Origin of the sequence: Photobacterium sp. GB-72, assembly GCF_003026095.1 — a bacterium.
Taxonomy (GTDB): domain Bacteria; phylum Pseudomonadota; class Gammaproteobacteria; order Enterobacterales; family Vibrionaceae; genus Photobacterium.
Genome location: NZ_PYNV01000001.1, coordinates 243,752 through 270,738, shown reverse-complemented (window position 1 = coordinate 270,738; position 26,987 = coordinate 243,752). Strand labels below are relative to the sequence as shown.

The 26,987-nt window shown below is 39.6% G+C and carries 22 protein-coding genes; 12 read left to right on the top strand and 10 right to left on the bottom strand.

Going from position 1 to position 26,987, the window contains the following annotated elements; all coding sequences use genetic code 11:
* Positions 1–41 precede the first annotated feature (41 nt).
* Complete coding sequence (locus C9J40_RS01220) at positions 42–995, bottom strand: porin (protein WP_107205723.1); 954 nt, start codon at positions 993–995, stop codon at positions 42–44.
* A gap of 718 nt (positions 996–1,713) precedes the next feature.
* Between C9J40_RS01220 and C9J40_RS01215 the strand changes: the two genes are divergently transcribed.
* Positions 1,714–2,304 carry a GPR1/FUN34/YaaH family transporter gene (locus tag C9J40_RS01215; RefSeq protein WP_107205724.1) on the top strand — a complete coding sequence of 197 codons (591 nt, stop codon included), beginning with the start codon at positions 1,714–1,716 and terminating at the stop codon, positions 2,302–2,304.
* A 102-nt stretch (positions 2,305–2,406) separates the two neighbouring features.
* Here C9J40_RS01215 and C9J40_RS01210 read toward each other — a convergent pair whose 3' ends face one another.
* The 5 genes from C9J40_RS01210 to pabB all read right to left on the bottom strand — a co-directional run bounded on the left by C9J40_RS01210 (position 2,407) and on the right by pabB (position 8,777).
* Positions 2,407–3,288, bottom strand: coding sequence for an AraC family transcriptional regulator (locus C9J40_RS01210; protein ID WP_107205725.1), 882 nt, complete (start codon positions 3,286–3,288; stop codon positions 2,407–2,409).
* Between the two features lie 358 nt (positions 3,289–3,646).
* Complete coding sequence (locus tag C9J40_RS01205) at positions 3,647–5,008, bottom strand: L-serine ammonia-lyase (RefSeq protein WP_107205726.1); 1,362 nt, start codon at positions 5,006–5,008, stop codon at positions 3,647–3,649.
* 237 nt (positions 5,009–5,245) lie between these two features.
* The gene (locus C9J40_RS01200; RefSeq protein WP_107205727.1) at positions 5,246–6,499 is read right to left on the bottom strand and encodes an amino acid permease; all 1,254 of its coding nucleotides are present in this window, start codon (positions 6,497–6,499) and stop codon (positions 5,246–5,248) included.
* A gap of 187 nt (positions 6,500–6,686) precedes the next feature.
* Positions 6,687–7,295 (bottom strand): CoA pyrophosphatase, encoded by a 609-nt coding sequence (locus C9J40_RS01195; RefSeq protein WP_107205728.1) that lies wholly within the window; start codon positions 7,293–7,295, stop codon positions 6,687–6,689.
* 81 nt (positions 7,296–7,376) lie between these two features.
* Positions 7,377–8,777, bottom strand: coding sequence for an aminodeoxychorismate synthase component I (gene pabB, locus C9J40_RS01190; protein WP_199188041.1), 1,401 nt, complete (start codon positions 8,775–8,777; stop codon positions 7,377–7,379).
* 174 nt (positions 8,778–8,951) lie between these two features.
* Here pabB and C9J40_RS01185 point away from each other — a divergent pair, with 174 nt between their 5' ends.
* The 4 genes from C9J40_RS01185 (at position 8,952) to C9J40_RS01170 (ending at position 15,873) form a co-directional block, all read left to right on the top strand.
* Positions 8,952–10,466 carry a fumarate hydratase gene (locus C9J40_RS01185; RefSeq protein ID WP_045083029.1) on the top strand — a complete coding sequence of 505 codons (1,515 nt, stop codon included), beginning with the start codon at positions 8,952–8,954 and terminating at the stop codon, positions 10,464–10,466.
* 204 nt (positions 10,467–10,670) lie between these two features.
* Positions 10,671–11,708, top strand: a complete 1,038-nt coding sequence (locus C9J40_RS01180; protein ID WP_107245455.1) for an efflux RND transporter periplasmic adaptor subunit — start codon at positions 10,671–10,673, stop codon at positions 11,706–11,708.
* Positions 11,705–12,799 (top strand): efflux RND transporter periplasmic adaptor subunit, encoded by a 1,095-nt coding sequence (locus C9J40_RS01175; protein WP_107245453.1) that lies wholly within the window; start codon positions 11,705–11,707, stop codon positions 12,797–12,799. The genes C9J40_RS01180 and C9J40_RS01175 overlap by 4 nt, the downstream gene beginning before the upstream one ends.
* Complete coding sequence (locus tag C9J40_RS01170; protein WP_107245452.1) at positions 12,799–15,873, top strand: efflux RND transporter permease subunit; 3,075 nt, start codon at positions 12,799–12,801, stop codon at positions 15,871–15,873. Before C9J40_RS01175 ends, C9J40_RS01170 begins: the two co-directional genes overlap by 1 nt.
* Before the next feature lie 91 nt (positions 15,874–15,964).
* On the opposite strand, the gene pyrC is transcribed toward C9J40_RS01170, so the two are convergent.
* From pyrC to C9J40_RS01155, 3 genes are all read right to left on the bottom strand, one after another.
* Complete coding sequence (gene pyrC, locus C9J40_RS01165; protein ID WP_005367079.1) at positions 15,965–16,996, bottom strand: dihydroorotase; 1,032 nt, start codon at positions 16,994–16,996, stop codon at positions 15,965–15,967.
* A gap of 153 nt (positions 16,997–17,149) precedes the next feature.
* Positions 17,150–18,088, bottom strand: coding sequence for a DMT family transporter (locus C9J40_RS01160; protein WP_199188040.1), 939 nt, complete (start codon positions 18,086–18,088; stop codon positions 17,150–17,152).
* Between the two features lie 219 nt (positions 18,089–18,307).
* Positions 18,308–19,249, bottom strand: a complete 942-nt coding sequence (locus C9J40_RS01155) for a LysR family transcriptional regulator (protein WP_107245450.1) — start codon at positions 19,247–19,249, stop codon at positions 18,308–18,310.
* Positions 19,250–19,359: 110 nt separating this feature from the next.
* On the opposite strand from C9J40_RS01155, the gene C9J40_RS01150 reads away from it, so the two are divergent.
* Positions 19,360–20,289: a DMT family transporter gene (locus C9J40_RS01150; RefSeq protein ID WP_107245449.1), complete on the top strand. Its 930-nt coding sequence runs from the start codon at positions 19,360–19,362 to the stop codon at positions 20,287–20,289.
* Between the two features lie 31 nt (positions 20,290–20,320).
* Here the strand turns inward: C9J40_RS01150 and C9J40_RS01145 are convergent, their stop codons facing one another.
* Positions 20,321–22,288 (bottom strand): methyl-accepting chemotaxis protein, encoded by a 1,968-nt coding sequence (locus C9J40_RS01145; RefSeq protein ID WP_107205930.1) that lies wholly within the window; start codon positions 22,286–22,288, stop codon positions 20,321–20,323.
* 377 nt (positions 22,289–22,665) lie between these two features.
* Between C9J40_RS01145 and hinT the strand changes: the two genes are divergently transcribed.
* The 6 genes from hinT to ycfP all read left to right on the top strand — a co-directional run bounded on the left by hinT (position 22,666) and on the right by ycfP (position 26,882).
* Entirely contained in the window at positions 22,666–23,016 is a 351-nt protein-coding gene (gene hinT, locus C9J40_RS01140; RefSeq protein ID WP_005367093.1) for a purine nucleoside phosphoramidase, read from the top strand.
* A 338-nt stretch (positions 23,017–23,354) separates the two neighbouring features.
* The gene (locus C9J40_RS01135; RefSeq protein ID WP_107205735.1) at positions 23,355–23,741 is read left to right on the top strand and encodes a YcfL family protein; all 387 of its coding nucleotides are present in this window, start codon (positions 23,355–23,357) and stop codon (positions 23,739–23,741) included.
* 30 nt (positions 23,742–23,771) lie between these two features.
* Positions 23,772–24,362, top strand: a complete 591-nt coding sequence (lpoB, locus tag C9J40_RS01130) for a penicillin-binding protein activator LpoB (RefSeq protein ID WP_107205736.1) — start codon at positions 23,772–23,774, stop codon at positions 24,360–24,362.
* 38 nt (positions 24,363–24,400) lie between these two features.
* Positions 24,401–25,309 carry a phosphotransferase gene (locus C9J40_RS01125; protein ID WP_107245447.1) on the top strand — a complete coding sequence of 303 codons (909 nt, stop codon included), beginning with the start codon at positions 24,401–24,403 and terminating at the stop codon, positions 25,307–25,309.
* Between the two features lie 45 nt (positions 25,310–25,354).
* Entirely contained in the window at positions 25,355–26,194 is an 840-nt protein-coding gene (locus C9J40_RS01120) for a DUF6279 family lipoprotein (RefSeq protein WP_107245445.1), read from the top strand.
* Positions 26,195–26,342: 148 nt separating this feature from the next.
* Positions 26,343–26,882: an alpha/beta hydrolase YcfP gene (ycfP, locus tag C9J40_RS01115; RefSeq protein ID WP_107205739.1), complete on the top strand. Its 540-nt coding sequence runs from the start codon at positions 26,343–26,345 to the stop codon at positions 26,880–26,882.
* Positions 26,883–26,987: the final 105 nt, after the last annotated feature.

Genomic DNA, 26,987 nt, shown 5'->3' with positions numbered 1-26,987 from the left:
GCCAAGCACGAGGCTTGGCTTGTATTACCGATTAGGTTAACTTAGAAGTCGTAACGAATACCCACTTGTAATTCGTTATCTTCACCTTCAATTCGGTTAAATAGGTAACCTGCATAAGTACGTAGGTTTTTATTGAACTTATAGACGCCATCTAACGCAAAGTAATTTACATTGTCAGTTTTTACGCCGCCGTCTTTAGATTGCTTAAAGTTGTATGCTGCTTGAGCAATAAATTTACCCATTTTAACAGCCGTTGCTAATTCATAGCCAGTTAGATCGGTATTACCGTTTTTACCACTCGCATAAGTACCAGCTGCGTAAAAATTATTGAATTCGTAGCTTGCTGCTAAGTTGTATTGGTTAGCATCAACGTCAACACCGTCATGACCACGTACATAACCCGCGCCTAAAGCTAAGCCGAATGGGAAGGCATATTGTGCTGCAATACCATAACTGTCTGAATCTTTTAATGCATTATTGTTTTCAGCAATGTAGTTAGCTGAAACTGTGAAGTTATTGAATTCACCAGCGTATAAAAAGTTATTTTCACGCTTATCTTTGTTACCATCAACAAGATCAACACCGTCACCACCGAAAGTAGCAAGAATATCTGTGTAATCTGTCAGCATAACCTGTGCTGAATCTTGCTTACCATAAGAGAAAGCACCTGCCTGAGTATCAAATCCTGCATATACGTAACGACTCTTAACAGTAGAGTCACTACTATCAGAGATTTCAGCTTCATATTTACCAAAAGCAATAACTTGATCAGAAATCTTTGCTTTACCTTTTAGATTAATACGGGCACGGCTCTTATCTTTAAAAGCATTACCAGTGCCATCTGCACCTTTATTTGCATCAGATAGGTTAAAACGCGCTTCAGCACGACCACCAATACTAAGTGATTTATCATCATCTTGATAAACAGTTGCAGCGTTTACTGTTCCTGCTGTTAATGACGCTAAAATTGCCGATGCCAATGCTACTTTTTTCATTTTCTAATCCCCTAGAAAGAATGTTATTTGGGCTTCATTGCCTCTTGAATGAGAGCAGATTAGTGCATGAATGTTAAAGTTATGTGTAAGTAAAAAGTTACTTTTATTACATATATCAATGAATTGAGTAGGTGTTTTATGTGAACTGCTACGTATTTTGTTAAAGGTAATATTTAGTAAAAGAGAGGGGAGACTCATCACTATTAAATAAGTTAACAATATGATCATCATGATGTTGAATATAAGCATTGTTTAATAATGCGATTTATATCGCTTTTAAGCATAAATCGTGATGAAAGTGCCATTTAGTCATCTATTTCTAGTTAAATATGATCATTCGTATGACAAATAGATGATGTTTGGCATTGGAAAATTATATGGCGCTTGTTTTGTTGAATTATATGGAATGAAATTTTTAATTTTTTATCTTAATTTAATTCAATTAAATCAATATCTTGAATTTACATAAGGTATTATTATTCCATTATGGAATATAGTTATTCATAAATTCATATTCTCTAACAAAATTCATTAGATGTTATTATTAAAATTCTTTACAAAATAGAATGTTTTCGCACTTTTTCTCACTTTATTGCCTTTTTCCGTGGTTAACCATTGATCTGGATCGCACCATCAATTAGAATTCGCGGCGCATTTAGCATGCATCTATATTTTAAAATTTATCACTTTTGTTGAATTACTCCTGCAGGGGAAATACATGTCTACGAAATTAGCGAACCCAGCGCCTTTAGGCTTAATGGGTTTTGGTATGACTACCGTTCTTTTAAACATTCATAATGCTGGGTTTTTTCCATTGGATTCAATGATCCTAGCGATGGGTATTTTCTATGGTGGTCTAGGTCAAATTCTTGTAGGCATGATGTGCTTTAAGCGTGGTGATACGTTTGGAACAACAGCGTTTACTTCTTATGGCTTATTTTGGTTAACGCTAGTCGGTCTTATTGCATTACCGAAGATGGGGTTTGCAGCAAGCCCTGCACCGTTCATGGCTTGGTACCTAACACTTTGGGGCCTATTTACTGCATTTATGTTTATCGGTTCTTTACGTTACCCTCGTGCTAAACAAGTAGTATTTGGTTCTCTAACTATTTTATTCTTCTTATTAGCGGCTCGTGATTTTACGGGTAATACGACAATTGGTTTCATCGCGGGTATAGAAGGTATTTTCTGTGGTCTAAGTGCAATTTACTTTGCAATGGCTCAGGTATTAAATGCTGAATACGGTCGTACAATCTTACCTGTTGGTGAGCTGAAGACTGAGCAAGTAAGCCTAAAAGCTGCTGCTTAATTTTGCGAAGTATTGAGACAAAAAAAACCTCGTTAATTAACGAGGTTTTTTTATATCTGAAATCTATGAAAATAACGTTATCACATGGGAGAAAAATAATAGTTAGATGCAAGATTCAGTAATTTGAATGTTAGGTTTAAAGGTAAAGTGGCCTTCAGGGCTAACATCATTTTCTTGACGTGATGTTGTTCTAAACTGAGAAGGCGTAATGCCATATTTACGTTTAAATGCATCGCAAAAATATGCAGCACTACCAAAACCAGATCGATTACCTATTTGTGAAATAGAATAATTTGAAAAAGTAAGGTAGTTCAAGGCTAAACCCATTCTAACATCAAGTAATAATTGGCTAAATGAAACCCCTTCTTTTGCCAAATGTCGACGCAGTGTAGATTGCGTTGTAAAGAGCGCTTTCGCCATATCGTCGACACTCCATTTGCGTTGAGGATCTTGGGTAATCAAACGCGCAATAGTTCGCTCTTTAGGCTCATCATAGTTGAAGCGGTAAACGTTGAATACATCAATACCTGCTTCATTTAATGCCATTAAAATAAAGACTAAACACTGGCTTAGCAGCGTTTTTTCCATGGAAGAGCCACATATCGAAGGCAGTAATTTATTAAATAGAACGAAGTTTTGATCCACAATTGCAGGGGTTGGAATCGTGTAGACAGGAGAACAACTTGCCGTTGGGAAAGTGGGTTGTTTTAACGCACTGATATATTTGAATGCTTCAGTGATAGATTCTTCATCGATCATCAACAATTGTAATTCAATATTTTCTTGGCTATTAAGTTGATTAATAGAACAAGAGATATGACTGAACTTAGGAACGACAAAAGTACTATTATTTTTTAATTCAATAGCATGACCGTTGATGTGAACATCACCTTGAACATTTGATAATTTTACAATTAAGTGGTGGTCGACATAAAACTCTTTTAGAACTACGTGGCTCTGAGAGAGGATACGCTTATATTTCATACCAGTACTGCTTCTCTAAAAGTGGAAATAAATCCTTCATTACACACCATAATTAGGCGGCCGTCCTATATGTACCGGTATTCTATGTTGGAATATGCTGATACCAAGGTACATGCGTGTGAGTATAGGACTAAAAGAAACGGTTGAATAGATGAAATCTACTCAACTTTTGTTATTGATCATATTGAGTATGTTTATCTATATAAAATGGATACATCTTGATATGTGAATTTAAGTAATTTAGGTCTTATGCTCTATATACGGGATATTATGCTATTTATCACGCTACTGTTATAGATGAAAGGCATAAAAAAAGCTGCTTTGAAAGCAGCTTTTCTAACAAGTTTACGCTTAAAGATTAGCAAATAACCTTAATCGCTAGACCACCTTGAGATGTCTCACGGTATTTAGCATTCATGTCTTTACCTGTTTCAAGCATTGTCTCAATGACTTTATCAAGTGAAACACGGGGATCAGATGAGCGGCGAAGTGCCATACGTGTAGCATTAATTGCTTTAACTGCTGCAATGCCGTTACGCTCGATACATGGAACCTGCACTTGGCCAGCAACAGGATCACACGTTAGACCAAGGTTATGTTCCATTGCAATTTCTGCAGCCATACATACTTGTTCAGGGCTACCCCCCATAAGTTCTGCAAGACCAGCAGCAGCCATAGAACATGCCACGCCAACTTCGCCCTGACAGCCTACTTCAGCGCCAGAGATAGAAGCATTACGCTTGTAAAGACCACCAACAGCACCAGAAGCTGCAAAGTAGCGGGTGTATTCTTTAGGGCCAACTGACTGAACAAACTTATCGTAGTAAGCAAGTACTGCTGGAATAATGCCACATGCGCCGTTTGTCGGTGCGGTTACAACACGACCACCTGCTGCATTTTCTTCGTTTACAGCAAAAGCAAACATGTTAACCCAGTCAACAACCGTCATTGGATCGTTGCTTAGCTTTTCAGATGTTATTAGCTGTTGACGAAGTGCTGCTGCACGACGAGGAACACGTAGAGGACCCGGTAGGATACCTTCTTCGTTCATACCACGTTCCATACAATCACGCATTGTTTTCCAGATGTTAGCAAAGTAATTACTAATCTCATCTTCAGCGTTCATTGCACGTTCGTTAGCCATAACTAAAGAGCTGATTGATAAACCGTGCTCTTTACATTGTTCAACAAGTTCAGAGGCATAGTTGAAAGGGTAAGGGATAACAACACTTGATTCTTGCGTTTTACCAAAGTTTTCTTCATCAACAATAAAACCACCACCGATAGAGTAGTAAGTCTTAGAGAAAACGTTCTCATCACCAATCCAAGCATGAATAGACATGCCGTTTTCGTGCAGTGAAAGGTTAGTCGTATGGAAATTCATACCACCATCACGTGGGAAATCTACTGTGTGGCAATGCATACCAACAGGTAGACGTTCGGTTTCTTCAACACGGGCAATAAAGCTTGGAATACTATCGATATCAACATGTTCAGGGCTGTTACCAGCAAGACCCATAATGATTGCAATATCAGTATGGTGTCCTTTACCTGTAAGAGAAAGAGAGCCGTATACGTCAACGGTAATTTTAGTTATGTCACGTAATTTACCCATGGCACGTAAATCATCGATGAACTCTTTACCTGCTTTCATTGGGCCAACAGTATGTGAGCTGGAAGGGCCCACACCGATTTTGTAAATATCAAAAACACTGATCATGTTTATTACCTCAGTCGGGGGAAGCGATTCTTGCCTCCGGCCAAGACTGTATGCGTTTTATGACTCGCCCCTTCCTTGGCGAGCGTACTTAAAAAACAAGAGCAGGGCGCTTAGCATCCTGCTCTTAATTATCGTATAGATTGCGTTTATTGTACCAGAACGCTATACCTTTTCTTGCACTTTATGCTTCAAAAAAGAAGTATTTTTGTGTTTGTATCGCGCCTGGTTCAAGTGCTATTAAAAAGCGCCGTAAATTACTGAAGTAATCGCAGCCACACCACACAGAGCAGTGAAAATACGTGCAGCAACAGAGGTTTTGTATTTCGCCATTGCTGGTACTTTCTGCATCGCAACAACTGGCATTAGGAACAGAATTGCTGCAATCATTGGTGCGCCCATTGTTTCAATCATACCAAGGATGCTTGGGTTGATGATTGCTACAATCCATGTTGTCACAACAATAAATGCTAGAGATAGTTTTTCAATTTTACCAACCGGCATTTTGCTACGAGATTTCGTTAGGCCAACAAGACCTTCATGTGCACCTAGGAAGTGACCGAAGTAGCTTGAAGTAATAGCAGCAAATGCAACCAGTGGACCTAAGTAAGAAATTGCTGGTGAATCTTTAATGTTTGCTAGGTAAGAAAGAACAGAGATATTTTGTTCTTTTGCCATGTTCAACTGCTCTGGTGTCATAGACAGTACAACAGAGAATACAAAGAACATGACAAAGCCCATTAGCATCATTGCTGCGCCGCCAGTGATCATGTCAGTTTTCTTTACTGCATCGTCACCGTATACATGACGTTGTTCTTTTGCAAACTGGCTGATAATTGGGCTGTGGTTGAAAGAGAACACGATGATTGGAATTGCTAGCCAAATAACAGTAGGCATTGATGACCAATCAGGTGCCACAGACACCATTGACATGTTCCAATCAGGAATTAGGTAAATAGACAGAGCAAGCAGAATGATAACCAGAGGGTAAACCATTGCTGATGTTGCCTTAAGCATTAGTTCTTTACCAAATACAACGCCAGCTGTCATTAGCGAGATAAGGACGCCTGATAGAAGCCAACGAGGAACAGAATCCATACCTAGTTGGTTCACCATGAATGAGTCAACAGTGTTGGTAATACCTACACCATAGATAAGAACGATAGGGTAGATAGCAAAGAAATAAGCGAATGTAATAAGGTTGGCACCTGTTTTACCGTAGTGTTCTTCAACGGTATCAGTAATGTCAGCGTTTGGATTTTTAGCTGAAAGAACAAAACGTGCTAAGCCTTTGTGTGCAAGCCAAGTCATTGGTGCTGCAATCAGTGCTAAAATAACTAACGGCCAGAAACCGCCCGCACCTGCTTTAATTGGAAGGAATAGAACACCTGCACCTACAGCTGTGCCGAATAGAGACAATGCCCATGTGAAATCTTTGTAAGTCCAACGTGATTTTGCTACATCAGTTTGTACTGCGGTCGATGTGTTTTGCATTTTTTGTCATCCAAAAAAAAGGAACGGAACGGAACGTTGTTTTAGGAACACGTGCATTCTCGTTATTTATGGCGGGATTACAATGATAAAGATCGCGTTATGTAAGCTGTCTTTATTTGTTGTACAAATAAAGAAGACTTAGCTCACAGTTTTAAATTTGGTAGAAGCTAAAAAAACAGCTAATAGCCTATAAATCATCATGCCAAATTTGATCTGAAAGTAGTTTTATCATTTGAGCGGTTGCTCCCCATACAGAATAATTCTTAAACGGGATGTTATATACATTGTGATTATTGCCATTAAGTAGGAATTTATATTGGCGAATATTGTTTGGGTTAAGCAAATGGTTCAGAGGCGCTTCAAAAATGCAATCGACTTCATTGGGATCTGCGATAGGGATGTAATCTGGATCTATTGTGGCGATAAAAGGCGTGACCATATACCCGCTCATGGTCGGTAAGGTAGAAAGACAACCGTGTACATCATTGCGAGAACAAGTAATATTCGTTTCTTCAAATGTTTCACGAATAGCGGTTGCGATTAAATCCTCATCTGTCGGTTCAAATCGTCCACCAGGAAAAGCAATTTGTCCTGGGTGGTGTTTAAGGTGTTTTGCCCTTCGCGTTAATACGACATTAAAGCCATTTTCGCGATAAACGAGAGGGATCAAAACAGCAGCTTGTTTAAATAGGGATGCGTCTTCCCAGTGCTGTCGAATTCGATCTTGATGGTTTTGATCATATTGAAGACTTGGTGCAAGAAGAAATCGACTTAAAATTTGCTGCTGTCCAACCATAAAACCTCGTTAGTCAAATGAAAGTGCTTTCATCTTAAATAGTTTTTATTTTAAATATCATTATGATGTATTTATCAGTACCTATTGTAAGGTTGGCAGAATCTTACTCAATTTGTCGAGTGTTTCTTGATATTCGCTATCTGGATCACTATCAGCAACGATCCCGCCTCCAGCCCACGCATGAATTTTTTGTTCATTAGCTACCAATGTACGAATTGTAATACTGGTATCCATTGTGCCACAACGGCTGATATAACCTATGCTGCCACAATAAATACTGCGGCGGTGCGGTTCTAACTCTTCAATAATTTCCATGGCTCGTACTTTCGGAGCACCTGTTATTGAACCACCGGGGAAACATGCTTTTAATAGATCTGTCGCATTGTGATCTGCTGGTAATTCGCCTGAGACGGTACTCACTAAGTGATGTACGGCAGGAAAACTTTCTATTTTAAAAAGGTGCGGTACTCGTACGGTACCGGGTGTGGCAACGCGACCAATATCGTTACGCAGTAAATCGACAATCATTAAGTTTTCTGCACGATCTTTTTCAGCATTTTGAAGAGCGAAAGCATTGGCATTGTCTTGAGCGGTATTTTTGCTACGTGGTCGAGTCCCTTTAATCGGTTTAGTTTCAATCAGTCCATCACGAAGTTGTAAAAAACGCTCTGGAGATACCGATAAAATCGCACCTTGTTTTAAACGAATAAAACCAGAGAATGGCGCTCCGTTTTCTGTTTCAAGAGTTAGATATGCTTGCCATTCATCGCCGGTATAATTGGCAGAAAAACGTTGCGCCAAGTTGATTTGATAACAATCGCCAGACAATAGATAATCTTGGATTTTGTTAAATTTGTTACAGTAATTCTCTTTGGTCATATTGGATGACCAATCAGATGTTAAAGAAAAGCTATCAACAAGGTTTAAATCTGTTGCGGGTTGTTGTTGTGAGAATGTCGTAAGCTGCTGTTCAAGCCATGTTTGACGCTTAGTCTCTTTTGGCTCTACTAGCGTTACCGTTTGTTCTTGATGATCCACAATTAATGCCCAGTCATAGATCCCTAATGCTAAATCAGGTAGCGGAATGTCATGTTCAGCAATTGTTGAGATATTTTCAACCTGACGACCTAAATCGTAACTAAAGTAGCCTAATGCTCCACCAATAAATGGCAGTGTCATCATTGGGCTAACTGCAGGTAATAACTGCGCTTGTAATGTTTGTACTAATGCAAATGGATCATCGGTGTACGTTTCTTCTGCACCATTTGCATAGCAGACCTTGCTAATCCCATTTTCTGATTCAATAGTGGCTAAAGGATCAGCAACGATAATGTCAAAACGGTTATCTGGATGATTTTCTGCTGCCGAGCGTAATAGCATTGCCCATGGCAAACCAGAGAGTGGTGCAAACCATGTCAATGCCGCATCTTTTGAGTAGGCGAGCGACGTAATGCTTAATTTTGGGTGTGATTTACAAATCATTTTCTTTTTTGTGACAAGAGTTTGATTGGCGCGTAGCGCAATAATAAGTGCAAGAGTATCATATTCAGATAACGACGCCCAAAGATGTGCATGTACTTAATGTGAACATCGTCCCTACAAAATTGAAAGTAAATTTCGGGCGCTATGGAATGATATAACTCAACGAGGGCAACTATGACTGTCATCCGCAAAGAAGACGTAATTAGTAGTGTGGCAGATGCATTACAATATATTTCTTACTACCACCCACTGGATTTTGTGCAAGCTTTAGAAAAAGCCTATAACAAAGAGCAAAGCCAAGCCGCAAAAGATGCGATCGCACAAATTTTAATAAACTCTCGTATGTCTGCCGAAGGGCATCGTCCAATCTGTCAAGACACAGGGATCGTTACCTGTTTCGTGAAGATTGGTATGAACGTACAGTGGGATAGCGATCTTACTGTACAACAAATGATTGATGAAGGTGTGCGTCAAGGTTATACCAACCAAGATAACCCGTTACGTGCATCGGTTGTTGCGGATCCTGCAGGTCGTCGTATTAATACGAAAGATAATGCACCAGCTGTTGTTCATATTGATATGGTGCCAGGTGATAAGGTTGAAATTCAGTTAGCTGCTAAAGGTGGCGGCTCTGAAAATAAAACCAAAATGGTGATGTTAAACCCATCTGATGACATTGCTGAGTGGGTTGAAAAAACAGTACCACTGATGGGGGCTGGCTGGTGTCCTCCTGGCATGTTGGGTATTGGTATCGGCGGAACCGCAGAAAAAGCAGCTGTGCTTGCGAAAGAATCATTGATGGAATCGATTGATATTCATGAATTGAAAGAGCGCGGAGCACAAACAACAGAAGAAGCATTACGCTTAGATATCTTCGATCGTGTCAACAAGCTTGGTATTGGTGCGCAAGGTTTAGGTGGTTTAACAACAGTTCTTGATATAAAAATTAAATCCGCACCAACACATGCGGCATCGAAGCCTGTTTGTATGATCCCTAACTGTGCCGCAACACGTCACGTGCACTTTACTTTAGATGGTACTGGCCCTGCAGAATTAACACCGCCTAAGTTAGAAGATTGGCCTGAAGTGACATGGGAAGTGGGTGATAGCGTTCGTCGCGTAAATTTAGATACGGTTACGAAAGCAGATGTGCAAGAGTGGAAATCAGGTGAGACTGTTTTACTGTCTGGTAAGATTTTAACTGGTCGTGATGCTGCGCATAAACGTATTCAAGAAATGTTAGCCAAAGGTGAAGGTTTACCTGAAGGCGTTGATTTTAATAATCGTTTCATTTACTACGTTGGTCCTGTTGATGCAGTAGGGGATGAAGTCGTGGGTCCTGCGGGTCCTACAACATCAACGCGTATGGATAAATTTACCGACATGATGTTAGGTGAAACGGGTCTAACCGGAATGATTGGTAAGGCTGAGCGTGGTCCGGCGGCGATCGAGTCAATCAAGCAGCATAAAGCTGTTTACTTAATGGCTGTGGGTGGTGCTGCTTATTTAGTTGCCAAAGCTATTAAAAAATCACGTGTAGTGGCGTTTGAAGATCTTGGTATGGAAGCGATTTATGAGTTTGAAGTCGAAGATATGCCAGTAACAGTAGCTGTTGATTCTAATGGTACTAATGCTCATCAAACAGGCCCTGATACATGGCGTGTAAATATCGCTGAAATGGAAAAGTAAGCTATATAAGCATATCTAAGAAAAGGAGCCTTGTGCTCCTTTTTTTATTGTCTCTTTTATCTTAAAAGGATTGTGATATTGACTCTATTTTCATATATGAAACAAGATTGTTAACTTAAAAGCCTCTACTATTCATAGATATATATTTTTTCATACATTTTTTTAACAATAGTAGATTTAGTATGAAACATCATGGAGAGTAGTATGAGATATCGCTTTTTTGCGGCATTGTTTACATGCTTAGCATTAATTGGCTGCAAGGATGATAAATCAGCGATTGCTGAGCCTGAGTCTCGACCTGTTAAATTACAATCAGTTTCAGTAGGTAATAATGAATCACAACGGGCGTTTCCAGCGATTGTTGAGGCGGGAGATAAAGCCGTTTTAGCTTTTCGCGTTTCAGGTCAACTTGCTAGCGTAGATGTTCACCCCGGTCAATTTGTGACGAAAGGACAGATACTTGCAACATTAAATAGCGATGAATTTTCACTGCTAGTGAAGCAGGCACAAGCGCAATATGATTTAGCGAATGTGCAATTTAAGCGCGATAAAAAATTACGGAAAAAAAATGTAGTATCAGAGTTAGATTACGACACCTCGAAAGCTAACTTAAAACAGGCCAAAGCCACATTAGATAAAGCAATATCGAATTTAAGTTATGCCAAGCTTATCGCACCTTATGATGGGCACCTTTCTTTATCCATGGTTGAAAACTATGAATATATCAGTGCAAAACAGCCTGTAATGCATATTCAAAGTGCTAAATTAATCAATATGACATTTCAGCTTCCTGATTATCTTTTAGCGCGCTTTCAAGGTCATGCCGAAAATATTAATCCTACTGTTGCTTTCGATACCTTAACTAATCAAACCTTTCCCGCACAATTTAAAGAAATTGATACAGAGCCAGATAGCAAAACATCCAGTTATAAAGTGACACTCTCAATGGCACGTCCGGAAGGCAGTAATATCATGCCGGGAATGTCTGGTAGCGTGACAATTGTTCTGCCACAAGGAAATGCAGGCGCAATACCAATGCGTGCGATCATTACTGAAGACAATAAAGATTATGTATGGCGTGTTGATGATAATCAGCAAGTTGTAAGAACTGAAGTCATATTAGATAACAATAATCGTGTGATATCAGGTTTAGAAGATGGTGATGTTATAGCGACATCAGGCGTATCTGAATTGCAATCAGGTCAGAAGGTCCGCTCATGGATCAAGGAGCGTGGACTATGATCAAACGTTATCGTTTATTGACATTGGTTATCTGTACAACATGGTTACTCCAAGGTTGTGAGAAACCAAGTGTTGAGCCGCGCGAAGCGCAACCGCGAGTCAAGGTACAGCAGGTACAGTCAGGTAAACAATCACCGAAATTAACGTTTCCAGCAGTGGCTTCAGCAGCTGATAAATCTATTTTATCATTTCGTATTGCTGGAGAAATTACGCAAATATTAGTGCGTTCAGGAGACACCGTTAAAAAAGGGCAGGTATTAGCGCGATTAGATCCACGTGATTACACATTAGAGGTGGATGATGCTCAAGCTAAATACAATGTTATTGATAGCCAATACCGCCGTTCCGCAACATTATTAAAAAATGGCTATTTACCTCAGTCTCAATTTGATGAATTAAAAGCGAAGCGAAGTATTGCGAAAGCAAATCTTGATTTAGCCAAATTAAAATTAAGTTTTACTGCGCTAAAAGCCCCATTTAGTGGTGTGATTTCAACTATTCCCGTTGAGCAATTTGAAAATATCAAAGTAGGTCAGCAGATTATGAATATTCATAGCACTGATTCTGTTGATATCGAGATCCAAGCGCCTGATATGATTTATTCCAAGCAAAGTATCTTGGATGTTAATAAAGCACAGGGTTCTTCCTCGAAAGTCATTTTACCCAATAATGAAAAATATGTGGTGACATTAAAAGAATTTACCACTGAACCTGATCCTGAATCGGGTTCATTTCTCGTGACCTTAACGATGCCGATGCCCAAAGGTCAGTTCATTTTGGAAGGCATGCCAGTTGAAGTTGAAGCCGATGCTCAAAAGTTACAAGTTTATCAAGTGGGGCAGCAAATCGTACCACTTGAAGCCTTATTTAATTTAGACGGTGATGATATTGCCTCAAATCAGAAATATGTTTGGATTCTGACACCTGACAATACGGTGTCGAAACGCCTTGTGGTAACAGATAAAGTTGTGCCTGAAGGGGTACGATTAAAAACGGGTGTTAAACAAGGGGAACAAGTTGTTGTTACAGGCGTTAACCGCTTACGAGAGGGACAAAAAGTGGTGGTATTGGCTAAGGAGGGACAACAATAATGAAGCAAGATATCGCGACTTATTTTATTAAGAATAAAGTGATCAGCTGGATGCTGACGCTAATATTTCTTGTTGGCGGAACCTTTTCTTTCTTTGGTTTAGGCCAATTAGAAGATCCGGCATTTACCATTAAAGACGCTATGGTTGTTACCTCCTACCCAGGGGCGACACCACAGCAAGTTGAAGAAGAAGTGACCTATCCTATAGAAAAAGCGATTCAGCAGTTAACTTATGTTGATGAAGTAAATTCTATCTCTAGTCGAGGGTTGTCACAAATCACAGTGACCATGAAAAACAATTATGGCCCTGACGATTTACCACAAATTTGGGATGAATTACGCCGCAAGGTTAATGATATATCCTCTAACTTACCTCCAGGAGTCGCAAAGCCTAAAGTTATTGATGATTTCGGTGATGTTTACGGCATTTTGTTAGCAATAACGGGTGAAGGTTATAGCTATAAAGAACTCAGTGATTATGTTGATTACTTACGCCGAGAAATTGAACTTGTTGATGGCGTGGGAAAAGTGGGTGTTACTGGCAATCAGCAAGAGCAAGTATTCATTGAAATCTCAATGCAGCGACTCAGTAGCCTCGGCATTTCTTTAGATACAATTTACAACATTTTAGCGACACAAAATTTAGTCACCAGTGCGGGCGCAGTTCGTATTGGCGATGAATATGTTCGCGTTCATCCTACTGGTGAATTCAAAAATGTTGATGAACTGGGCGATTTAATCATTACCGATAAAGGCGCTAATGGGCTGATTTACCTTCGAGATGTCGCTGAGATCAAAAAAGGTTTTAAGGAAATTCCAGATAACTTAGTTAGCTTTAACGGCAAAGAAGCGCTGAACGTTGGTATTTCTTTTGTCGCTGGCGTTAATGTTGTTGAAGTAGGCCAACGGGTTATGCAAAGACTGGCTGAACTGAAAGAGCAACAGCCAGTGGGTATCGATATTGATGCAGTATATAGCCAGCCGATTGAAGTAGATAAGTCCGTAAGTGGTTTCGTTGTTAGCTTAGGTCAGGCAGTAGCCATTGTTATTGTGGTGCTGCTGTTCTTTATGGGACTTCGTTCAGGTTTACTGATTGGTTTAATTTTGCTCCTGACTGTTTTAGGCACCTTTGTGTTTATGAAGTGGTTAGCGATCGACTTACAACGTATCTCGTTAGGTGCCCTCGTTATTGCTCTGGGTATGCTGGTGGATAATGCCATTGTGGTGGTCGAAGGAATATTGATAGGCATGCAGAAGGGGCGAACGCGAATGCAAGCGGCTTCTGACATTGTGACTCAAACCAAGTGGCCACTGCTAGGGGCAACAGTCATTGCAGTAATGGCATTTGCGCCAATTGGTTTATCGCAAGATTCAACGGGTGAATATTGTCGAACACTATTTACGGTGCTTCTGATCTCACTGATGCTGAGTTGGTTTACAGCGATATCGTTAACGCCATTCTTTGCCGATCTTTTCTTTAAAAACGTCAAGGTGGATCAAGATAGCGATCAAAAAGATCCGTATGGCGGTATTTTCTTCACCGTATACCGTAAGTCATTAGAGTTTTGTATGCGTCGTGCATGGCTAACAGTGATCACTTTGATTTTGATGTTAGGTGTTAGCTTATATGGCTTTACATTATTGAAACAATCGTTCTTTCCGGCATCTACAACGCCAATGTTCATGGTGGATGTATGGCTTCCTGAAGGGACCGATATTCGTGCAACCAATAATACGCTAAAACAGCTTGAGAAAGTGGTTGCAGCGGAAAAGGGCGTGGAATACGTTAGTTCAAGTGCGGGTAAAGGTTCGCAACGTTTTATGTTGACGTACGCACCAGAGAAAAGTTACGCCGCTTATGGTGAGTTAATTGTGCGTGTTGACTCATTTGATAGTGTTGTTCCGGTGATGAAAAATTTCCGTGAACAATTAGATAAACAATTTCCCGAAATTGAATACAAAGCCAAACTAGTCATGTTAGGGCCTTCATCCGGCGCTAAAATTGAAGCGAGAATTGTTGGATCAGATCCAACCATACTACGTGGTATTGCGTCGCAAGTGGTGGATGTGATGAATGCAGATCCTGGCGCATTCAATATTCGTCATGACTGGCGAGAGCGCACCAAAGTAATTGAGCCGATATTTAATGAAAGCCAAGCAAGACGCTACGGCATTACTAAAAAAGATGTTGATGAGTTACTGCAAATGGCATTTTCAGGGATCAACATTGGTCTCTATCGTGAGGGAACAAACTTAATGCCAATTGTGGCACGTTTGCCTGAAGATGAGCGAGTCGACATTAGCACCATAGAAGGCATGAAGATCTGGAGCCCTGCCATTCAAGGTTATATTCCACTTCAACAAGTGGTGCTTGGTGTCAATGTACGTTGGGAAGATCCATTAGTGGTGCGTAAAAATCGCAAACGTGTGTTAACGGTAATGGCGGATCCAGATCCTATTGGTGAAGAAACGGCAGCGACAGTACAAAAACGTATTATGCCAGCAATCGCAGATATTGAACTGCCAGAGGGGTACACCTTGGAATGGGGGGGCGAGTATGAATCATCAGCAGATGCGCAAGCCTCGTTATTCCAAACGATGCCGATGGGTTATTTGGCGATGTTCTTAATTACTGTATTGCTTTTCAATAAGGTAAAAGAAGCATTGATCGTTTGGGCAACCGTGCCATTGGCAATTATTGGTGTGACATTAGGTTTGTTGTTACTTAATACGCCATTTGGTTTCATGGCATTGCTTGGTTTCTTAAGTCTATCCGGTATGTTGGTGAAAAACGGTATCGTATTGTTAGACCAAATTGAGATTGAGATAGCCAGTGGTAAAGAGAAATATTTAGCTGTGTTAGATGCGGCAGTCAGTCGTGTACGTCCTGTGTGTATGGCTGCTATCACCACTGTTTTAGGTATGTTACCGCTATTACCAGATGTGTTCTTTAAGCCAATGGCAGTGACCATTATGTTTGGTTTAAGTTTCGCTACCGTATTAACCTTAATCGTTGTTCCGGTGCTATATCGTTTATTTCATAAGCTAAAAGTGCCGACAAAAGAAACTGCTTAATGCTGAATTAAATTAACTGCAATTAAAAAGGCTTCCGATTCGGAAGCCTTTATTTTTATAAAGCTGTTTAGCGTTTGGTTTACTTCAGTGGTTAAGCGTTCACTTTCCAGCTAATGGTTTCACCCGCTTTAATAGGTACGACCGTATTGCTACCAAATTGCATTTCTTCTGCTACTGTCCACGACTCTTTTACAAGCGTAATCGTATCTGTATTACGTGGTAGGCCGTAAAAATCAGGGCCATTGAAGCTAGCAAAACCTTCTAACTTATCTAGTGCGCCAGCTTGTTCAAAGACTTCTGCATAGAGCTCGATAGCTGCGTGAGCTGTGTAAGAGCCAGCACAACCACATGCTGCTTCTTTCATGCCTTTTGCATGCGGTGCGGTATCGGTACCTAAGAAAAACTTCTTGCTACCACTGGTTGCTGCATCCACTAATGCTTGCTGGTGAGTGTTACGTTTTAAGATAGGCAAGCAGTAGAAGTGTGGGCGAATACCACCTGCTAGCATATGGTTACGGTTAAACATTAAGTGGTGAGCTGTAATGGTTGCAGCGACATTGTCACCTGCATTTTGAACAAACTTTACAGCATCTGCTGTCGTAATGTGTTCAAGTACAATTTTGAGTGATGAAAACTCTTCAACAATAGGACCAAGTACCGTATCAAGGAATGCTTTTTCACGGTCGAAAATATCAACATGATTATGTGTGACTTCACCATGAATAAGAAGTGGCATACCAACTTCTTGCATCGCTTGTAATGCGGGGCGAATTTTATCTATTGAAGTGACGCCAGAGTCTGAGTTAGTCGTTGCGCCAGCAGGATAGAGTTTTGCAGCATATACATGACCCGATGCTTTGGCTTTCTTAATTTCTTCAGGTGATGTGTTATCTGTTAGGTAGATAACCATAAGTGGTGAGAAAGTCGGGCTTGGTTGAGCATCAAGAATGCGGTCACGGTAAGCTAAAGCAGATTCTGTATCAGTAACAGGAGGGATTAAATTAGGCATGATGATCGCGCGTCCCATGTAACGGCTAATATCCCTTACTGTATCTTTTAATACATCGCCATCACGTAAATGTGTGTGCCAATCATCAGGACGAGTAATCGTTAATGTTGTCATTTTGTTTCCCTTCCAAAAAATTTGCCCGATTCTAAAAGTATCGTTGCGCTAAGTAAAGGTCATTAATTCAACAATCGGTTTGATTGTTGAATTAAAAGGCAATCGTTTGCCAAAAGAGAATATGATCACAGCACTTTAGCTAGAATCTGTGTATCATTGTCCTCTTTTCTTCATGCTTATTACTGAATAAACCACGAAAAGCATGCCTATTGCATGATAAAAAGTAAAAGGTTCATTAAGTAATGTGATAGCAAAAACTGCAGTAATAGCAGGGCCAACATTGCTGGTTAAACTTAGCTGTGATGGATTTAATTTTTGCATCGCGGCTGCAACAAAAAACGATGGCAACACAGTACAAAAGATCCCTAGCGCGATCCCAAGCAGGATAAGCATTGGATCTAGCTCGATCACATTGACGCCTTGCCATTGGCTTTGAATTAGAATAATGATCCCCGCAGATCCCATCCCGATACAGGTAAATAATTGGCTGCCCATTTGGGTAATTAACTTTTTGCTCATGATTAAGTAACAAGCGAAAACGAATGCGGACGCAATGGCCAACCCACTACCTAGCAAGACATTATTTCCCATGCTCCCTAGATCATGAAAAACAATGAAAGCGACACCAATATAGCCAAGTGCAATAGCTTTAAATGTACCTTGTGCTGGCTTTTGTTTTAGGACAGTCCAACTAATTAAAACGACGAAGCTTGGAAATAGAAAAATGAGTAGTCGCTCTAGCTGCGCACTGATATGCGCCATGGCTGCAATATCAAGGTATGACGCAACATAGTAGCCTAAGACGCCAATAGCGCTTGCCGCTAAACCATATTGTTTCAGATTATCTCTATGCTCTGTTTTTCGTAATAGCCACAGCATCATAACAATATAAATTGGCACAGAACTTATTGCTCGTAACGACATAATCGATACCGCATCTCCACCATATTGATAAGCCAGTTTGATAAAAACGGGCTTGATAGAAAATAAAGCAGTACCGATAAGGGCATAAACAATGCCTTTATTGAGTTCAGCATGAGGGGAACTGACGTTTTCGTTAACTGGGTTGTTGTTTGAGTTCGATGATGTCATGTGATTTCTCGCTTAAAAATGAAAATAAAGCTGCGAGAAATGCGAAGGTCACTGGCTGAGCATAACTCACAGCCAGATAGCAAAACTCTACCGGCCGGATGGCAGTAGTGAATTGAGGAGCCAAATGTAACAAGTGAAAATAGTTGAATAAATCATAGTGTTGCCTGTTTATTGAACGCTAAGCTCAACTTACAAGAGATAAAAAACACTTACAAGCAATTAATTGCAATTGGTAAGCTTTTTTCTTAAATCAGACGAAAACCTTTCGCTAATAAAATCAATAAACACACGTTGGCGATAAGGCATATTGATATTAGGCAGGTATTGCATGAACACAGTACCTTGGTAATTATCAAGAAGTGTCCAATCGTTAAGTACCGCAGTAAGGGCTTTTGATTGCAAAGCTTTTTGCGCGACGAATGCAGGTAATACCGCAATACCAAAGTGATTTAATGCGGCTTCTAAACGCATCTCTGTATGGTTAACAATATAACGCCCATTCACTGTCACTTTCAGCTCTTCATCTTCAGATTTAAACCGCCATTGGTTGTCAGTATTTGTTTCGCCTAGATAGATACAATCATGCTGGGCTAATTGCTTAGGGTGTGTTGGTGTACCTTTCTTTTCGAGGTAATACGGGCTTGCACATAATACCAGATCGTTAGTGGCTAACTGTTTGGCCACTAGGTTATTTTGAGGCTCGTTGGTTAACCTAAAGACGACATCTACGTCGTGATAGAGCGGATCGATTGGTTTGTCTGTAACTTGGATTTTTAGTTGTAGCTTTGGATAAGTGTCAACAAATTCCAGTAATAGAGGTTGAAGTACCTGACGACAAAACGCTTTCGGTGAGGCAATGGTGAGTATCCCTTCAATATCTTGCTTTTGCTTGCTGGCTATATTTACTACATCTTGGGCTTGCTGAAGGATATTTTTACCATATTGGTAAGCTTCTTGCCCTGCAGTGGTAAGTGACTGGCTACGAGTACTGCGTTTGATTAGTTGTACTTGAAGCTCTTTTTCTAGGCGGCTTATTTGACGACTCACGCCAGATGGTGTCACTCCCAATTTTTTCGCGGCATGACTGAAGTTTTCTGACTCTACAACCGTGACAAAGGCTGCAATATCAGGAAGAAGTTGAATAATTTTATTTTTGTCCATCAGTCACAAATCCTTTGCTTATTGGCGGTATTATCAACATCAAGTCAAACATATACCATTCAATCTTACAAGAACAGTGACTAAAACCGTGTAAGAAAGGATGTGTGTGAATGGAACAGGTCGAGCAGAATAAAAGTGTATTTTTAAATACTTCATTAATAGCAACAATAGGTGTGCTAGCTGCCGCAGTTTTTTGGGGAACCAGTTTTGGTGTGGCAAAAGAATCTATGCTTTATACTGGTGTGTTGATGTTTTTGGCGATTCGTTTTTGTTGCACACTTTTAGTGATATTTCCCTTAGTCAGCAAGAAACTAAATAAACAGGTTTGGCTGCAATTAGCACCAACTGGAGGAATATTAAGTATTATTTATTTGGCCGAAACTTATGGTCTAAAACACACGACGGCTTCAAATGCTGCTTTTCTTATTAGCCTATTTATTATCTTTACGCCTGCTGTTGATGCATTGCTTAATCGTCATAAACTTGCGGTTACAGATTTATTTGCCGGATGCATTGCAATTGCCGGTGTGTGGTTATTAGTAGGAGATAGCCTGAATACGGTAACGTTTAATATCGGTAATATTCTCATTTTGATCGCAGCACTGGGGCGTGCCGCTTTTGTGGTGACAACTAAAAAGAAAATGAATCAACAACATTGCGATCCTATGGTGGCAACATTTATCCAATTATCAGTGGTCACCGTTGTTTGTATTAGCTTATTGGTTTTCACTGTCCCTGTAGAACAATTCATCATACCTAGCGCGCCAGAGTTTTGGTTGTATATTGGCTACCTTGTTATTTTTTGTACCTTGTTCGCTTTTTACTTTCAAAATTATGGGGTGAAGCATACAAGCCCAACCCAAGTCTCTTTTTTATTGGGATTAGAGCCTGTATTTGGTGGTTTGTTTGCACATTGGTGGTTAGGAGAACGATTTGAACAGCTTCAATGGGTGGGGGCGGGATTGATTGTATTGGCCGCTATGTTCATTTCAGTGAAACCTAAATGTAAATTTTTCGCTAAAACAAAAAAGCCGATCTGATGATCGGCTTCATTTACTTGCTTAGCTTAAATTACAGTTTAAATTTATGAACGAGTTTATTTTGTTCAGTGGCTAAGCTATCTAACATGGTACTGGCTTCTGCCATTTCTTCCATTGCATTGTAGTTAGTATCAGCAATATGGCTAATATCCTCTAAACTACGGGCAATGTCGGTAGTCGTCGTCCGCTGCTCTTCCGCTGATTGTGCAATTTGACTACTCATTTGACTAATTTCAATGATAATCGCTTGGATCTCTTCCATTGCGCTATTGGCATCTGATGCTTGATTAATACTGTTATCCATTTCTGTTACACAGCTTTGCATCATTTCCATCGCTTGACCTGAGCTACCTTGAAGGTTTTGGATCATCGCTTCAATCTCAGAGGTAGAGTCGGTGGTACGTTTAGCGAGAACACGTACTTCATCGGCAACAACGGCAAAGCCTCGTCCTTGATCGCCAGCACGGGCTGCTTCAATGGCGGCATTGAGTGCAAGTAGGTTAGTTTGGTCGGCAATATTACGAATAACATCTAAAATTGAACCAATATTACTGCTCATTTGTTGAAGATCAGCAACGGCTGTTACAGAGTCATCTAAACGAGTTGAAAGCTGATGGGCAATATTAATATTTTTACTCATCACTTCACGACCTGTTGCTGATGCACGTTCTACCTCATGAACACGTTCCATGGTGTTCTGTGCACTTTGCGATACATCAGTAACTGAGTGTTCCATCTCTGTCATTGCTGTTGCCACAGAAACAGTTTGCTCTCGTTGTTCATTGAGTCGCTGTTTTGCTTGTGCAGTTGTACTTTGGTTTTCTGCCGCAACTTGAGTGAGATCTTCAGATGCTTTGCTTAATTGACTTAAAATTTGTTGAAGATTGCCAGCTAACGTATTGATGTGATGACTTAGTTTATTAAACTCAATGAATTGACTGCTTTCTGTACGCTGTGTCATATCACCATCAGTTAATGATTCAAGCGTTTTTAGCATAGAAACCAGTGGACGACGAACACTTCGCGCTAAATACCAACCGATAGAAATGGCTAATAAAATAACCACAATCGCAATACCAACAGCTTTGGTTATGCCTTGATTGTAAGTGTCATCAGCTGTTGCAATCGCTTGATCCATTTGATTGGTCGCTTGCTGATTAAATTGCTCAAGAATCGATAGTGCTTGATTCACTTCTTTAGTTAGCGTGGCAATGTTGTCATAAAGGCGCGTTTTCGCTTCAATGAATTCATAGTGTTGATCAAGCACACCGCCTTTTTTACCGATATCTAACGTGTATTGAGTAACGGATTTACCGAATGTTTCTTTTAAGCCTGAAAGTAGGGTTGTTAAGCTACGAAATGCGTTGGCAAGATGGTTTACACTGCGTTTATTCGCTTTTATTGCGGCTTTAATCTTACTGATATCGTCAGTGGCAAGGGCATCAGAAGTAATGGTTTCTGTTTCTTTTAACTTCACAAAGAAATTTTTAGCCATCATCTTAACAGCCATATTATCTTGCTCATTAATGTATTCTTTCATACCAATGCTGAGTTCAGCTTGCAAACGCTGAAAGCGTCGCGCTGATTGTTGGCGCTCATCACCGGCTAACATTTGCGCGCGATAATTACCCATCGCGGTTTGAGCTTCGCTGAAGTAACGCTGTTCTAATTCGGTTAGCGCTTTAATGTAAGACGTTAACTCTGGATTACTTTCGGCAATGGCTACAAGCTCTTTACGCGCAGAGGCGAACTCTCTTGTTGCTTTACGAAAGTCGGCTTCATAGGTTTTCATTGCAGCAGGATCTTGACTGGTTAAAAAGTCTTTAAAAGATTTGTCGGCGGCAAGAAGTTTAACACTGACTTTATTTGATATAGAGACTAAAGGAAGTGCGTCTGTTGTTACTGTTGTTAACTGATTATGGATACGGTTTGTTCCATCAAGCATGAGCACAATGGTTAAAACAAACAATGCAACCATAACCACAAAACCGGAGTACATACGACGTATGACCGAAGTTTGGCTAGATTTCTTCATAATATCCCTATATTTAGCAAAGGGTCAGTGTCATCATAATGCTGACCTATTAGTCATAAATGTAATTTGATAATGGGGTAACCCTTTATTTCGCAATCAATGCTAAATTTGCGAATCGAATTATCAAATTAACTCTAACCTATACTATCGTCAGTTCTGCTTGAGTCTTGATAGATAAATTTGTTTAGGCTTCAATTGTTTGATCGCTGCATCAAAAAAACACGAAAACGTGAAATTTTTTCTCTATTAAATCTTTAAAACAACGTTCAATATTGCGCAATAGAGTTGACTGACGCATACTCACTAACTAAACAAATAACAATGAGTTGATGGAGTCAGAAATGGCGGAAGAAACTATCTTCAGTAAAATTATTCGTAAAGAAATTCCAACTGATATTTTGTATCAAGATGACTTAGTCACAGCATTTCGTGATATCAATCCTCGTGCGCCAAGCCATATCTTAATTATTCCAAATAAATTGATCCCAACAGTCAATGATGTGGAAGCCGATGATGAGTTGATGATGGGGCGTATGTTTACTGTTGCGCGTAAATTAGCAGAAAAGGAAGGCGTGGCAGAAGACGGTTACCGTTTGATCGTCAATTGTAATCCTTATGGTGGACAAGAAGTTTACCATATTCACATGCACCTATTAGGTGGGCGTCCTTTAGGGCCAATGCTAGTTGGCTAGTCATGACGTGCTGATAACGTTATGTAATGGATAATAATTATCCCCAGATAGACACAAAGCTTGAGTATCTTTAATCTTCTCGTTGGGTATACGATAAGTGGTGTGATATTCAGGCTTTTTTATTGCGATAAATTGATTATATCAGATAGCTTATCTATTACTTTATTGGTAATCATCGCTTACTAACATTAAAATCTAACGCGTTGCTATGTAACGGTAAATGCCGATATTAGATTTATTAGTAAGAACTTGTGGGTCATAGCTAAACGCACGATCATAAATGAGTTTCTTATAATGTTACTTAGAAATTTGATTGTCACGCTATTAAGAGGCATGTAATGAAGTATGTAATGGCATTATTTTTAGCATTAATTATCACTGGATGTAGCAGTGATCATGCTGGTATTAGTATCGAAAACAGCAATCAAAATGTCGTTATTGGTAACGCTTTTCTTGCACGTAGCTTAGTTTTTAAAGACGCTCATATAACGAAAGTTAATGGTTTAATGCAAGCCTCTGTTGAGGCAATAAACAAAGTTAACACAGATCTGAACTTGCAATACCGTATTTATTGGTATGATGGCCAAGGTTTAGAGATCAGTGGTAGTGCAGCACCATGGCATTCCGTTGCGTTGGCTGGCAACGGTAAAGTAATATTACAAGGTATTGCTGATAAAGTTGAAGCTACCCAATATCGTATTTACGTTCGTCGAGCAGTATACTGATTTAATATAAAATATTGTTAAGGTAAAACAATGAAAAAAAGCGTTCTTGCATTATTAGCGGCATCTTCATTATTAGGTGGTTGTGCCCAAACTGTCGATTATGTGAATTCGCATTTACCTGAAACTCCATCGGTAAATTTTGGCTCTAATGATCTTGATAACACGGCATCGGACTTAACAACAAAGATGTTGTCATCACCGGCTGTATCTTCAATTACAGCAGGCGGTAAGCATCCGATTGTGATTGTTGATAATATTCAAAACAATACCAGTGGACATGTTGATACTAAGTCGCTTACTAACACAATTAAGTCTAAAATTTCACGTTCAGGTAAATTTAACTTAGTCGATAAGTCTCGCGTTGATGCGGTGCGTAAACAAATGAACTTTAGTGAGAATGATCGTTTTGTTAATCAAGGTACTGCGATTCAATTTGCTAAAATGACAGGTGCGCAATACATGCTGTATGGTCATGTAACCAATACGAGCAAGCGTGAAGATGGTCAGAATGTCCCTTTCTATAAAATGACCATGCGTTTGATGGATACAAACTCAGGTTCAATTGAGTGGGCTGATTCAGGTTTAGCGCCTAAGAGTGAATCAGATTCTCAAGGTTGGTAATTTAGCCTAAATAATCGGGTAGCAATGTTGAAATTATAATGAAAGATAACGAGAGTTTTGATCCCACATTATTGTCTTTGTTACCCGATGTACAATTTCTAACAGCGAGCCCATTAGCGGGCGGTTTAACCAATCGCTGTTGGAAATTATTCCTGTACCATCCTTCAAATAATCAATCTTCCCATTACGTGTGGCGACCATTAACGAGCATGGCTCAAGCTTTTGGTATTAATCGAACGCATGAATATCAGTTATTACGTTTAATTGACGGTTCTAAATTAGCGCCAAAACCCTATGCATTGTTAGACATTAATCTAAATAATAATGAACAAGTATTAATTGTAGATTGGCTTGAAGGCGAACAAGCAGATCAACGATTTACCAATCAGCAACTGTGTCAACTTCAAGCGCGTATTCATGCTTTACCGCTTCCTACCCATCGATTAGATATTAAGCAACGTATTGAGCATTACTGGCAAACGATTGCTGCTAATTTAAAATCAAAACAATTACTATCTATTTACCATTATTTTGATAATCAGAAGATTAATCACTACTTTCCTGATACCTGCTGTCATTTTGATTTAGGGCGTTACAATATTATTGTCCCTAATGACAGTGACCGGTTAGTTGATGTGATGAACGCTAAAGTTATCGATTGGGAATATGCCAGTGCAGGCGATCCTTCTCTTGATTTAACCATGACGATATTAGCTAATGCACTTAGCCCTGAAAAAGCAGTGAAAGATTATTGTGTGGCAAGAGAGGCGTCCGATATCACCTTGGTATCTACTGATGAATGGTTAGAGGCGGTAAATTACTGGCAGCCTTGGTGTGAGTACCTAGCATTACTGTGGTATTTGGTGGGTTATCAAGTTTGGCATGATGATGAATATTTACAGCAAGCTAAACAATTAGAGCTCAAGCTAAAACAATTGGTTACATAGAGACGTTATAGTAAGTGTGAAACGTTTGTACAAGGAGACGTACTGATGTTGAAAAGAACGATAAGCATAATCTTTATTTGTGTGGTGTTATCTGGTTGCACATTTAAATTGGTATACAATTCATTGGATTTCTGGATTGATTATTACTTATCAGATTATCTTGATTTGGACTCTCAACAACAGGGTGAGTTAGAGCAAGGTCTTGAAACTGCACTTGCACAACATCGACAGCAACAATTAGCCGTATTTCATAAGTTGATTTCTGCCTTACAAACGGATCTTAAAAAACCGTTAACAGCAGAACAAATCGCCAATTATCATCAGCGTTTTACGCAAGCAGGCGAAGCATCAGTTCTGGTTTTTGTATCACCTATCATTGATGTTGTTAAAACAATGAGCCCTTCACAAATTGCAGCCAGTTTACAAGCGATTGAAAAAGAGATAACTGAGCGACGGGAAGAGCGTTTATCAAAAAATCCAAAACAACGCCTTGAAGATCGCTATGATGAGCTTGAAGATAAAGCCCAAAAGTGGATTGGACGTCTAACGAAGCAACAAAAGCAGTTGATCCTAAGCTTAGCGCAACTGCAATTACAGCAATCCACAATTTTTCAAAATATAGCGACAGATAACTTGTCACAATTAAAGAGGATACTGAAACAACGTAATAATGCGCAGTTTTCATTGCGTGTCGAACAACAAGTGAAAAATATTCTTTCTCTTAAAAATGCGGTCTATCAAACTCAACTCGATGAGTATTTAAGCCAGCGTTTTGTCATCATGAAACAGTTAAACGAGAGTTTAAGCCCACAGCAGTTACGCCATTTACAAGGTGAACTCACATCACTTAGAAAAGATATCGCGACATTAATTCAAAAGAAGTAGTACTGAACGCTTTTTATCAATGCTCATAGTTTGCAAAGAAGATCATAGTTTTCATTATTATCCTGTTAAACCATATAGAAAGTGGTAGATTTATAACGTCCTATACAAGGGCACGGATGATTTTAAAATTAAGCGAGAGGGAATTGATATGATTATTTATCTACATGGCTTTGATTCAACAAGCCCTGGTAATCATGAAAAGGTATTACAGTTACAGTTTATCGATTCTGATATCCGCTTTGTAAATTACAGTACCCTGCATCCAAAGCATGATATGCAGCATTTACTAAAAGAAGTTCATAAGTTAGTAGACGAGAATAAAGATACAACGCCACTGATCTGTGGGGTTGGGTTGGGGGGCTATTGGGCTGAAAGAATTGGCTTCTTATGCGGTATTAAACAAGTCATTTTTAACCCAAACCTTCATCCTGAAAATAACATGGAAGGACGTATTGATCGTCCAGAAGAATATACTGACATTATGACGAAATGCGTTGAAGGTTTTCGCAAAAAAAATGCAGGTAATTGTCTTTGCATACTTTCAACTAATGACGAAGTATTAGATAATCAAGCTACAAAAGATGAGCTAGATCAATTTTATGATATAGTGTGGGACGAAAATGAAACACATAAGTTTAAAAAGATCTCGCAACATCTACAAACAATAAAAGCGTTTAAAGCGCAATAATAACGAAATATATTACCTCCTATACCTTAGACGGATCATAGATCCGTCTACCTACACATATGTGGCTTTACTGGCTTCAGATCTCTTTTTGCCTAGCATTTTGCG

Bases quoted from the DNA above. Each gene is read 5' to 3' on its own strand.
- C9J40_RS01150 (WP_107245449.1), top strand. From the start codon at position 19,360: ATGGAACAGGTCGAGCAGAATAAAAGTGTATTTTTAAATACTTCATTA.
- C9J40_RS01215 (WP_107205724.1), top strand. From the start codon at position 1,714: ATGTCTACGAAATTAGCGAACCCAGCGCCTTTAGGCTTAATGGGTTTT.
- C9J40_RS01195 (WP_107205728.1), bottom strand. From the start codon at position 7,295: ATGGTTGGACAGCAGCAAATTTTAAGTCGATTTCTTCTTGCACCAAGT.
- C9J40_RS01135 (WP_107205735.1), top strand. From the start codon at position 23,355: ATGAAGTATGTAATGGCATTATTTTTAGCATTAATTATCACTGGATGT.
- hinT (WP_005367093.1), top strand. From the start codon at position 22,666: ATGGCGGAAGAAACTATCTTCAGTAAAATTATTCGTAAAGAAATTCCA.
- ycfP (WP_107205739.1), top strand. From the start codon at position 26,343: ATGATTATTTATCTACATGGCTTTGATTCAACAAGCCCTGGTAATCAT.
- C9J40_RS01170 (WP_107245452.1), top strand. From the start codon at position 12,799: ATGAAGCAAGATATCGCGACTTATTTTATTAAGAATAAAGTGATCAGC.
- pabB (WP_199188041.1), bottom strand. From the start codon at position 8,777: ATGATTTGTAAATCACACCCAAAATTAAGCATTACGTCGCTCGCCTAC.
- C9J40_RS01180 (WP_107245455.1), top strand. From the start codon at position 10,671: ATGAGATATCGCTTTTTTGCGGCATTGTTTACATGCTTAGCATTAATT.
- C9J40_RS01205 (WP_107205726.1), bottom strand. From the start codon at position 5,008: ATGATCAGTGTTTTTGATATTTACAAAATCGGTGTGGGCCCTTCCAGC.
- C9J40_RS01175 (WP_107245453.1), top strand. From the start codon at position 11,705: ATGATCAAACGTTATCGTTTATTGACATTGGTTATCTGTACAACATGG.
- lpoB (WP_107205736.1), top strand. From the start codon at position 23,772: ATGAAAAAAAGCGTTCTTGCATTATTAGCGGCATCTTCATTATTAGGT.
- C9J40_RS01200 (WP_107205727.1), bottom strand. From the start codon at position 6,499: ATGCAAAACACATCGACCGCAGTACAAACTGATGTAGCAAAATCACGT.
- C9J40_RS01185 (WP_045083029.1), top strand. From the start codon at position 8,952: ATGACTGTCATCCGCAAAGAAGACGTAATTAGTAGTGTGGCAGATGCA.
- pyrC (WP_005367079.1), bottom strand. From the start codon at position 16,996: ATGACAACATTAACGATTACTCGTCCTGATGATTGGCACACACATTTA.
- C9J40_RS01145 (WP_107205930.1), bottom strand. From the start codon at position 22,288: ATGTACTCCGGTTTTGTGGTTATGGTTGCATTGTTTGTTTTAACCATT.
- C9J40_RS01120 (WP_107245445.1), top strand. From the start codon at position 25,355: ATGTTGAAAAGAACGATAAGCATAATCTTTATTTGTGTGGTGTTATCT.
- C9J40_RS01155 (WP_107245450.1), bottom strand. From the start codon at position 19,249: ATGGACAAAAATAAAATTATTCAACTTCTTCCTGATATTGCAGCCTTT.
- C9J40_RS01160 (WP_199188040.1), bottom strand. From the start codon at position 18,088: ATGACATCATCGAACTCAAACAACAACCCAGTTAACGAAAACGTCAGT.
- C9J40_RS01125 (WP_107245447.1), top strand. From the start codon at position 24,401: ATGAAAGATAACGAGAGTTTTGATCCCACATTATTGTCTTTGTTACCC.
- C9J40_RS01220 (WP_107205723.1), bottom strand. From the start codon at position 995: ATGAAAAAAGTAGCATTGGCATCGGCAATTTTAGCGTCATTAACAGCA.
- C9J40_RS01210 (WP_107205725.1), bottom strand. From the start codon at position 3,288: ATGAAATATAAGCGTATCCTCTCTCAGAGCCACGTAGTTCTAAAAGAG.